Here is a 9,069-nt window from a genome sequence, read left to right as displayed (position 1 = left end):
ATCGCTAACCAAAAAACACGTTAAAAACTAGATTGCGCCTAAAGGCGCTACGCATTCATCCCACGGCTAAAAGCCGATGGGCTTTCTGCTTTCAATTTTGTAATAGTCGATGAAATTTTTCATTTCAATCGCTTCTGCTACCGTCATCTCCTCTCCTGCAACTGTCACGCGAGTAGAAGCATTAGAAACGACGATCGCTCTTTTAATCGGTCGTGTTCTGTCAAGCAATGCTTGAACTCTTTGCACAAGTGCCTTAGCATTGACTTCATACTCCTCTCTGGATTTAAAGCCAGTAGGAACTTTGCCGACTTCCACAACAGCTATCAAAGTATTGTTTTCTAAAGCCGCTCTCGCCGATTCGATGCGCTTTTGCAGCAGCGTCAATTCTGCCAGAGCATCAGTAACAGTTATTACAGTCATATTACACTCCTCAATCGACTATACAAATTTGGCATAGCCGCACGCAGATGGCGAGATTCTGGGGCTGGTGACAGGAGTTGAAGGGTGCAACCTACTGATTACAAGTCAGTTGCTCTTCCAGATTGAGCTACACCAGCACTAACTTTGGTGGCGGGGGCAGGAATTGAACCTGCTAAAAAGAGGCTTATGAGACCTCCAAGCCTACCGTGGCTACTTCACCCGCATCGCACCAATACCCCTGACTGGACTTGAACCAGTAAACATCTAAGTTCTAAGCTTAGAGCCTCTTCCAATTGGGCTACAGGGGCTTAATAGATACCTCCAGTCAGATTTGAACCGACACGTAACTGCGTTCTGAACACAGCGCCTCTACCGTTGGGCTATGGAGGTATAATTAATACTCCCGACCAGATTTGAACTGGTACTAATCAGGCTCTCAACCTGACACCTCTGCCAGTTGGGTTACGGGAGTAAAGCGATCGGGATGGCAGGATTTGAACCTGCGACCTTCGGCTCCCAAAGCCGCCGCGCTACCAAGTTGCGCCACATCCCGTTAATACTCCTGGTGGGACTCGAACCCACATTTAAAAAACAAATTTTAAGTTTGCCGCGTATACCAATTCCGCCACAGGAGCAAGTTTTAATAGTCCTGGTGGGATTTGAACCCACAACCTACCATTTTTGAGATGGTCGCCTCGTTCCAGTTGGGCTACAGGACTATAAATTTGCTGTTCTATAAAAGCATTAGAGCAGAAACTGGGGAGGCAGGACTCGAACCCGCATTTTGCCGCTTTCAAAGAGCGGTGCCATACCGTTAGGCGACTCCCCAATAAATGCCAGGACAGGATTTGAACCTGTAACTTCATCGTTCAGAGCGATGCGACTTGCCAATTCGTCCACCCGGCAATGAAATAAATGGCTGCCCTGGTAGGTATCGAACCTACGACCGTTCGCTTAACAGGCGACTGCTCTACCACTGAGCTACAAGGCAACGAAGTCCCCCAGGTCGGAATCGAACCGACGACCTTCTGTTCTTCTCCTATCGGAGACGCTACGCGAACAGACAGACGCTACTACCAACTGAGCTACCGGGGGATATAGAAGGAGAGATAAGTTTTATCTAGTGGACTGGTTTAATTCAACACTAATCAGCCACTACTTCATCTCTCCCATGTAAGGCGATCGCGGAAGGAATCGAACCTTCACTCTTGAGTTTCGTAGACTCAAATGTTATCCAGTTACACCACGCGACCAAAGCGGAGAAGACAGGATTTGAACCTGCGACGGGTTTTAAACACCCGTTTCCCCTTAGCAGGAGGACGCTTTTAGCCACTCAGCCACTTCTCCTCAGTGGGTCGGGCAGGAATTGAACCTGCAACCAATAAAGGACGCTTTTACAGAGCGCTGCCCGCACCAATAGGCGAGCCGACCCAAATTTTATAGTGCCGACGGGATTTGAACCCGCAATCCCCAGATTGAAAGCCTGGTGGCTTAACCATTTGCCCACGACACCATATTTAAGAAGTAAAACGCAGGGACTAGGATTTGAACCCAGAACAACGCTTTTGGAGAGCGCGGTGTTGCCGTTACACCATCCCTGCATGAGTAGCAGCGGCGGGATTTGCACCCGCATCAACCAAGGTATGAGCTTGGGGCTTTGCGTTAAGCTACACTGCGACACAAAGGCTGAGGTGAGATTTGAACTCACGATATCGGTTTTGCAGACCAACGCCTTCAACCACTTGGCTACTCAGCCATTTGCAAGTCCCGACGGGATTTGCACCCGCAATCTTCAGCTTGAGAAACTGATGGCTTAAACTATTCGCCTACAGGACTTCAACCAGGGTGACGGGACTTGTTCGCGAAGCGTTCTCGAAGAGTACCCGCAACATTTCCGCAGACAACGGAACGCTCTAGCCAATTGAGCTACACCCCGATATTTTTGAAATCTGTACCTAAACTTTTAGACTTTTAGGCACAGATTTTTGGTGAATTTGCCCATTTCATATTTAGTTTTCAAGGTTCAGAAAAATTACTTTTAACTGTTAGCAAAACAACCGACGCTCTAAGTAATAAACCCGTTGTGTATTACGCATGTATTCGGTGGTTTTGTTCTTTGCATGAGAACTTTTGTGATTTCTTCCTTCTACTTCAGATAATTTGGAAGTAGGAGGAGCTTTATTTGCTGGGGATTGTGGTTTATCCCAGCTTTTGGGCACTATTTGGATGTAAAACATAGTTTTTAATTTTTGGTTCGTTTGTCTTTTCCTTCACTACAAGTATACTACATAAATACTACAAAGGATGTCAAGGGGTTTGGGAAAGTTTTTTTGAAATTGTCTAAAACTACTTCTGTGCTTAGGTTTTAACTCAATAACTTGTTTGTTCGCTCAAACTACAACTTGTGCTAATCGTGAAATTCTGGAAATTTAACTTAATAGACAATCATCTCAAACGACAAAACATATTTAGTGTGATCGCACTGATTTGACTGCAAACCAACTTTGTAACTGTCTGTAGTATTGCTTTATGCACTTTTTTATACTGGAAAAAAATAGCCAAACGCCAACAAATCAGCAACGCCGATTTTAAAGGCAAGGCTAACTTGTAACACCCTTACTACAAATGAAGTTATAAAAGGTGAGCATTTCTACTCACCTCAAAAGTCATTTCATTCGCTCACGACGGAGGCGCTTTTTTGCGCCTCTTGCCAGAGTTTGTGTACAAAAAATTCAGTGCGTGAAGCGAAGCTATCGCCGTTAGGCGAATCGCTCATCGTCGTGACAAACACACCCTCAGCATCCTCGGAACCATTTGATATCCAAGAACCGCGCAGAGTAACTTCTAAATACTCGGCATCACAAACTGACAACGCCATAATTTCTTTGTCATCGCCTTTTATCTCAGCTTTTAACACCTCAGCTTTTAGCGCTTCTACTCCTGGTAAATTAACAGGAAGCAAAAAGGAAGCGGTACTCGGTTCTACGCACAGACATTGCCCAACTCGCAGTGCCAAAATCACTCGCCCTTGCACCCATTGCTCCAAAGACTGAGTTAGACACTCTAAGTAAAAACTTTCTTCAGTGTAAGTTAATTTCAACATTCCTTATGCTCTCCTGTTATTCCAGGTTTGCTTGTTCCGAACGCCAGAACTGTTCGGCGAAAGATATAGCCGGATGAACTGGTGCTTTTGGCTTGGTACGCAGTTGCATACCAGTTTCAAACAGAGTGCGATCGCCTTTACGGGAGTTACATTTTTCACAAGCTGTGACTACGTTATCCCAACTATGCAAACCGCCTTTAGATCGCGGAATCACATGATCCAGCGTTAGATGTTTGCTGCTACCGCAATATTGGCAACTGTGATGGTCTCGTCGCAACACTTCCCGTCGATTTACCGGCGGAATTTTCCACACGCGCTCACTAGAAGCGATTTTCAAGCGAATGTGTTTTGGTACATAAAGTACCAAGCTGGGTGAGTGGACTTGCCATCCGTTTTCGGCGATAAAGTCGAGCGGTTCGGCTTTATTTGTTACTAACAGCACGATCGCCCGCTTGATATTTACCCGACACAGTGGCAAGTAGTTTTGCGAAAAAACCACCACGGATTGCTCTAACACTTGCATTGCGCTCGTCACAGCTTGACTCCTTATTAAAAAACCCCCGCTTCTTTTTTTTCTGAAGCGGGGGTTGGAAATTGACCGGAAAGTGTTCTGGTCTTATATCGGTACAGCATCTTGGTATCTGTACCTCCCGCTTGCTTGGTTTGGTTTTAGTGCTGCATTCAGCCCACTAATTCTCTGAAATCTAAAATCATGATTACCCTCTGTGATTTGCCCGTAATTATGGACTTCGTCACCCATAAATAAATACTCCACTCCCGCACTGGCTGATTCCCAACTAAATCGGCAGTTGGCAGCACGCGAAGAAGTAGAGTTTGGGTAAACGGATTTCACAGAAAATTTCACCTATTGAACATTCCTTTAAACATACTACACTTGTATTACTATCCTGTCCATACCTATAAGGAGAAAAAGTGATGCATACGATCGCTCGCACGCCAACCACCGACATGGAAGTTACCAGCATCCGTCTGGAGCGCGAACTAAAAGATAAACTCAAAGAATTAGCTGGCAGCCAGGGATATCAGGCATTGATCCGAGATATACTCTGGAATTATGTCCAGCAAAAATCAGGTGAGTGGAAACCCCGATTTTCGCGATCTGATATTCGAGCCAGCATAGCCGCAACAGCTCAACAAGAAGAACGCTGCGTACTCACAGGTCAATTAATTCAACCCCAACAACCAATGTTGTTAGGACTGACGAGGAATGGCGATATGGTTCCTCTTTGTGTCGAAAGTTTGGTTGGATAACTCTCGTTTCAAGTAAATACAGCCCAGTTACTCATGTATGTTTGCTGGTAACTGGGCTATACTATAATTAATTTTTATTAAGAAAATAAATAAATTTCATAAAATCCAAATATTTGTGACCAATTTGGTTAGGACTTACGCACTCATGTCGTCGTCAAAGCTTGAATTTACGTAGGGGCAATTCATGAATTGCCCCTACAAGACTTTAGTGGGTGCGTAAGTCCTATTGGCGACAAAAAAATGGTGAGTCCACTCTCAGGTTGCCTGTACCAAAGCCTGCCGCGTGCTGCTTTGTTAAGAGCGCCATCGCGGACTTTTTGTTCTATTCGTAGTGGCAAGGAGCGCGTTGGGGGAGACTTAACAGATGGCAACCACCACCACTATCGGTAAATGATTGTCCCCAAGAAAATTTTGAAGAGCAAAACTTTACAACTTCTTTACTATCTGCCTAAGTAACCCGTAAAAACTATGCCTCAGTTTTCCTTGAATCAGATTCTACTTTTGATTTTAAAAAAGAATAGTCGCGCACTTAGGTAAACATAAGTTGAAATAAATATTACGAAGCGCGAAAAAACGCCTCAGTGTTAACCCGGAAGAGATTTACGTAGTTTCTGCCTAAATTCTAGAGAAATTACTGTTTATGTATACTTACAGACAGGATATTCTAAATCCAAGTTAGTAAATTAACTCAATACATAAAAGCCAGAAATTAACTGGTTTCCGAGTTTTACTCTATAATTGGTATTTTTGAAACTAAGTATACATTTATTTAATATACCAGTGATTTGGTCATCTGAAATAGAAAGGGGCTATAACAGGTGAAAGAAAGTTTTGATCTTTGAAGATAAGCGAATCATCAGGTGCAGCTACAGAACACTCATGTAAAAGAAATGCCAGGAGGTAAGGTAAAAAGAGGATGGGGTCATTATCAAACAGTGTGCCAGGAATGAAAAAAACTTTATCATCGCCAGTACTGCGCCAAGATGAAGTAGATCGACAACAATACCCAGTCAAGCTGATGCAGCATCAGGAAGAACATGTACACCAGTTGACACGTCATATTCATCAAATTATCGCCAAGAGCTTGGCTCCAGCAACGATGCTGCAAGAGATTGCCCAACTGCTAGGAACCGCGTTCCAAGTTGATTCTTGCTGCTTAGTTCCAGTAACAAGTGAAAAATTTGATCGGGCAATTACTGCTAATTGGTGTGCGTCGAAGTATTTAGGCTTGCCGCATCCAGATGAGATATTCTCAACCGAACAGGTGGAATGTGCTTGTGAACCAACGATTGAAGACATTTCGACGATTAAAAACAGTTTGGAAACAGGATATCAATATTTACCGTTACCGATTAAAGCGGTTTTGGCAATTCCCACACGCTTTGGTGGCAAAAATAACGGGGTGATAAGTCTGATACAGTTTCATCCCTATGATTGGAGTGAGTCAGAAAAACAACTGCTAAAAGCCGTAGAATCGTCTTGCGCGATCGCTTTTTCCCAAGTAGCACAAGCACAGGTAATTGCTTCTCAAGAAAAATATATAGCTAAGAGCGCCCAGCATCAAAACTTGATCGCGCAATTGACAATACTCAGTCGCAGCAACCTGGAGTTAAATCAAATGCTTCAGTTAGCGATCGCCTCGACAGCAGAATGTCTTCAAGCAGATCGCGGTATGCTCATACTGCTAAAATATACAGATCCGCTATTTAGGACTCAACCGAAAAAACAAATTCCCAAAGCAAAAGCAACTGTTGTTGCTGAATGGTCTAGAGACGAAAGTCAAAGCACCACTCAACTAGAAACTTTGGATAAGTCTTTCTCTGTTTCCGAGTGTGGTTTATGCCAGCGCGTCTTCACATCAGGAAAAGCAGTAATTATAAATGAAAATATAGACCAAAACAGTATTTCAATTGCTGGGGTGTTTGCTTTAGATATACTGCCTGCGGTGCTATTAGTACCTTTAGAGAATCAAGGCAAAGTTATAGGATTTTTAGTGCTTCAGCAAGCAGTGCCTCGCAATTGGGATTTTGCAGAATTAAATATGATGGAAATGCTTTGCGCTCAAATGAGCAATGCCATAATTCAATCACAGACACTGCGACAAGTACAGATGTTGGTAGACGAGCGCACCGCAAAACTACAAAGTAGTCTAGAATTGCAGGCAAAACTGCACGAAAGAACTCGGCAATATGTTGAGCAGCTGCGGGAACTTAACGAACTCAAAGATGAATTTTTGAGCAACATGAGCGATCGCTTGCGTTACCCCCTGACGAATATGCTGATGTCAATCCGCAATTTACGTCTACCAGGAATAGCACCAGAGCGTCAAGCTAAGTATGTGGATATCTTAGAAAGCGAGTGTACTAAAGAAATCAACTTGATTAATGACTTGTTGACGCTTCAAAGGCTTGATTCTCATCATGAGCGCCCACAATATGAAAACATCGATTTAAATACAAAAATTCAAGATATAGCAGCATCTTTTGAGCAAAAACTCGCTCTTAAGGGATTAAGTATTTCCCTGAATTTACCTACAGAATCACTAACTCTACAAACCGAAGTAGAAAGTTTTAACCGCATTCTCCAGGAGTTGTTTACGAATGCGAGTAAATACTCAGAACGCGATTCTGTGGTTCAATTGCAAGTCTATCACCAAGTTGAAGAACAAATCGATCAAGTTATTATTAAAATAACTAACACCGGACTTGGTATCTCTGATGAAGATGCGACTTACATATTTGACAGATTCCGTCGCGGAAGAGGAGGAAGATGGACTCCAGGTACAGGCTTGGGACTTGCTTTAGTCAAGTCTTTAGTGCAGCATTTAAATGGAGCGATCGCTGTTGAGAGTACTTCAATTGAGGACTCTAACTTGAGCAGAATTTGCTTCACCCTAACTCTGCCCCAATTTTCTGAATAAAGCAAACCATTTAAAAGTGACTGAGCAATACAATACAACAGAGGACTTTGATTTGAATGCTAGTGACGACACCAACCTAGAAGAAAATTTGACAACCGATGTGGAAGTCCAAATTGAGAAAATAGCAGAGCGAAAGCGACAAATCACTGCTAAAATCCAAATTCCCCAATCAGTTGAACACGTTTGGAAAGTCCTGACAGATTACGAGGCTTTAGCTGAATTCATTCCTAACCTTGCCAAAAGTCGTCGATTAGCGCATCCTACCGGCGGTATTCGGCTAGAGCAAGTAGGCTCGCAGCGCTTATTAAATTTTAACTTTTGTGCGCGTGTAGTTCTCGATTTGGAAGAATGCTTTCTCAAAGCAATTAATTTCCAAATGGTAGAGGGAGATTTTAAAGACTACTCTGGTAGCTGGTATTTAGAACCTTACTGCGTTGGTGAAGATGTGGGAACTAATGTTTGCTACACAGTCAATATTTGGCCTAAACTTGTTATGCCAGTCACAGTGATTGAGCGTCGGTTAAAAAATGACCTACAGTTAAATCTGCTAGCGATTCGCCAGCGCGTACAGGAGTTAGCTACTTAGTTGCTACCACCGAAGGCTGGGGGAAGATATCCAATTGTTTGTATCTGAAAAATTTTTCGATTTTTTATACATTATAGCTTACGCAATTAGCGCATAATTTTACGTTCGTAGTAAGCACGGAGAGTGCTTACTACGAAATAGATACCTTTCCAGCTTGACGACTCCAAAGAACTTTACAGTTTCTTTAAATTAAATGCGCAATATTGACGGATGACTAAAACCAAAAGGAAAACGCAAATTGAACCCCCGTAACTTTAACTCAATCTTAATTGATGATGGAACCAATACAGCAACCACTACCCGATTTGAAATCGCTGAAATGGACTGGCAATAAAATACCACAACAACCTAGCCAGATATCAATTGATCCCATCAAATTTAAGCAGCTACTAGGTTTAGTTTACGGTGACAGTGCGATCGCCCTTCGTTTACGTCAAGCAACAGCAAAAACTACACCCAGGTAAAACAAGCTGTTGGTATCTGGAGAAAACGATCCAGGATGTCAAGCGCGATCGCAACTCTTGAAGCATGTGGTCATGCGATCGCATGACCATTGGGACAAATGGTCAACACAGTAGAGACGTTCCGATGGAACGTCTCTACTACCGTCGGACGTCTTTACTAGCCTCGGAACGTTTCTACTGCTAAAAAACTATTTATTCGTTATAGCTTGGTAGTTAAATTTGACAATGTTTTTCTCGTCAATATAACTAGGTGGCTTTGGGTAACCAGTAAACTTTTTTGGGTCTAATTTGTAGACCTCCATAG

Annotated in this window: 8 protein-coding genes and 20 tRNA genes; 4 read left to right on the top strand and 24 right to left on the bottom strand. The window is 43.0% G+C overall.

Features of this window, described 5'->3' with window-relative positions; translation table 11 throughout:
• Positions 1-66 precede the first annotated feature (66 nt).
• The 24 genes from AABK37_RS38040 to AABK37_RS37925 all read right to left on the bottom strand — a co-directional run bounded on the left by AABK37_RS38040 (position 67) and on the right by AABK37_RS37925 (position 4,376).
• Positions 67-420, bottom strand: coding sequence for a hypothetical protein (locus AABK37_RS38040; protein WP_432556599.1), 354 nt, complete (start codon positions 418-420; stop codon positions 67-69).
• A gap of 59 nt (positions 421-479) precedes the next feature.
• Positions 480-557: transfer RNA gene (locus tag AABK37_RS38035), tRNA-Thr, on the bottom strand.
• A 96-nt stretch (positions 558-653) separates the two neighbouring features.
• Positions 654-728 (bottom strand) — tRNA-Leu (locus AABK37_RS38030).
• A gap of 8 nt (positions 729-736) precedes the next feature.
• Positions 737-810: transfer RNA gene (locus AABK37_RS38025), tRNA-Leu, on the bottom strand.
• An 8-nt stretch (positions 811-818) separates the two neighbouring features.
• A tRNA-Leu gene (locus tag AABK37_RS38020) sits at positions 819-892 on the bottom strand.
• Between the two features lie 7 nt (positions 893-899).
• Positions 900-973: transfer RNA gene (locus tag AABK37_RS38015), tRNA-Pro, on the bottom strand.
• 4 nt (positions 974-977) lie between these two features.
• Positions 978-1,055, bottom strand: a tRNA-Leu gene (locus AABK37_RS38010).
• 9 nt (positions 1,056-1,064) lie between these two features.
• A tRNA-Leu gene (locus tag AABK37_RS38005) sits at positions 1,065-1,139 on the bottom strand.
• Between the two features lie 37 nt (positions 1,140-1,176).
• Positions 1,177-1,249 (bottom strand) — tRNA-Gln (locus AABK37_RS38000).
• Positions 1,250-1,253: 4 nt separating this feature from the next.
• Positions 1,254-1,326, bottom strand: a tRNA-Gln gene (locus AABK37_RS37995).
• A 10-nt stretch (positions 1,327-1,336) separates the two neighbouring features.
• A tRNA-Asn gene (locus AABK37_RS37990) sits at positions 1,337-1,411 on the bottom strand.
• 6 nt (positions 1,412-1,417) lie between these two features.
• A tRNA-OTHER gene (locus AABK37_RS37985) sits at positions 1,418-1,515 on the bottom strand.
• An 84-nt stretch (positions 1,516-1,599) separates the two neighbouring features.
• A tRNA-Arg gene (locus tag AABK37_RS37980) sits at positions 1,600-1,673 on the bottom strand.
• Between the two features lie 4 nt (positions 1,674-1,677).
• Positions 1,678-1,767: transfer RNA gene (locus AABK37_RS37975), tRNA-Ser, on the bottom strand.
• Positions 1,768-1,771: 4 nt separating this feature from the next.
• A tRNA-Tyr gene (locus AABK37_RS37970) sits at positions 1,772-1,852 on the bottom strand.
• 8 nt (positions 1,853-1,860) lie between these two features.
• Positions 1,861-1,933, bottom strand: a tRNA-Glu gene (locus AABK37_RS37965).
• Positions 1,934-1,950: 17 nt separating this feature from the next.
• Positions 1,951-2,021 (bottom strand) — tRNA-Trp (locus AABK37_RS37960).
• Positions 2,022-2,026: 5 nt separating this feature from the next.
• Positions 2,027-2,097: transfer RNA gene (locus AABK37_RS37955), tRNA-Met, on the bottom strand.
• A gap of 6 nt (positions 2,098-2,103) precedes the next feature.
• Positions 2,104-2,176 (bottom strand) — tRNA-Cys (locus AABK37_RS37950).
• Between the two features lie 6 nt (positions 2,177-2,182).
• A tRNA-Glu gene (locus tag AABK37_RS37945) sits at positions 2,183-2,256 on the bottom strand.
• A gap of 4 nt (positions 2,257-2,260) precedes the next feature.
• Positions 2,261-2,356: transfer RNA gene (locus AABK37_RS37940), tRNA-Asp, on the bottom strand.
• 735 nt (positions 2,357-3,091) lie between these two features.
• Positions 3,092-3,523, bottom strand: a complete 432-nt coding sequence (locus AABK37_RS37935) for an alr0857 family protein (RefSeq protein ID WP_432556598.1) — start codon at positions 3,521-3,523, stop codon at positions 3,092-3,094.
• A 16-nt stretch (positions 3,524-3,539) separates the two neighbouring features.
• Positions 3,540-4,058, bottom strand: coding sequence for an HNH endonuclease (locus tag AABK37_RS37930; protein WP_432556597.1), 519 nt, complete (start codon positions 4,056-4,058; stop codon positions 3,540-3,542).
• Between the two features lie 81 nt (positions 4,059-4,139).
• The gene (locus tag AABK37_RS37925) at positions 4,140-4,376 is read right to left on the bottom strand and encodes a hypothetical protein (protein WP_432556596.1); all 237 of its coding nucleotides are present in this window, start codon (positions 4,374-4,376) and stop codon (positions 4,140-4,142) included.
• 83 nt (positions 4,377-4,459) lie between these two features.
• On the opposite strand from AABK37_RS37925, the gene AABK37_RS37920 reads away from it, so the two are divergent.
• The 4 genes from AABK37_RS37920 to AABK37_RS37905 all read left to right on the top strand — a co-directional run bounded on the left by AABK37_RS37920 (position 4,460) and on the right by AABK37_RS37905 (position 8,765).
• On the top strand, positions 4,460-4,795 hold the full coding sequence (locus AABK37_RS37920; protein ID WP_039747472.1) for a ribbon-helix-helix domain-containing protein: 336 nt from the start codon (positions 4,460-4,462) through the stop codon (positions 4,793-4,795).
• Between the two features lie 916 nt (positions 4,796-5,711).
• Positions 5,712-7,715 carry a GAF domain-containing sensor histidine kinase gene (locus AABK37_RS37915; RefSeq protein ID WP_432556595.1) on the top strand — a complete coding sequence of 668 codons (2,004 nt, stop codon included), beginning with the start codon at positions 5,712-5,714 and terminating at the stop codon, positions 7,713-7,715.
• Positions 7,716-7,731: 16 nt separating this feature from the next.
• Entirely contained in the window at positions 7,732-8,301 is a 570-nt protein-coding gene (locus tag AABK37_RS37910) for an SRPBCC family protein (protein WP_432556594.1), read from the top strand.
• Positions 8,302-8,573: 272 nt separating this feature from the next.
• Positions 8,574-8,765 carry a hypothetical protein gene (locus AABK37_RS37905; RefSeq protein WP_432556593.1) on the top strand — a complete coding sequence of 64 codons (192 nt, stop codon included), beginning with the start codon at positions 8,574-8,576 and terminating at the stop codon, positions 8,763-8,765.
• The last annotated feature ends 304 nt before the right edge of the window (positions 8,766-9,069 follow it).

This window comes from Tolypothrix sp. VBCCA 56010, assembly GCF_050875635.1.
Lineage (GTDB): Bacteria > Cyanobacteriota > Cyanobacteriia > Cyanobacteriales > Nostocaceae > Hassallia.
Note: the sequence above shows the minus strand (reverse complement) of the source record. Positions and strands in the feature narration are given on the sequence as shown.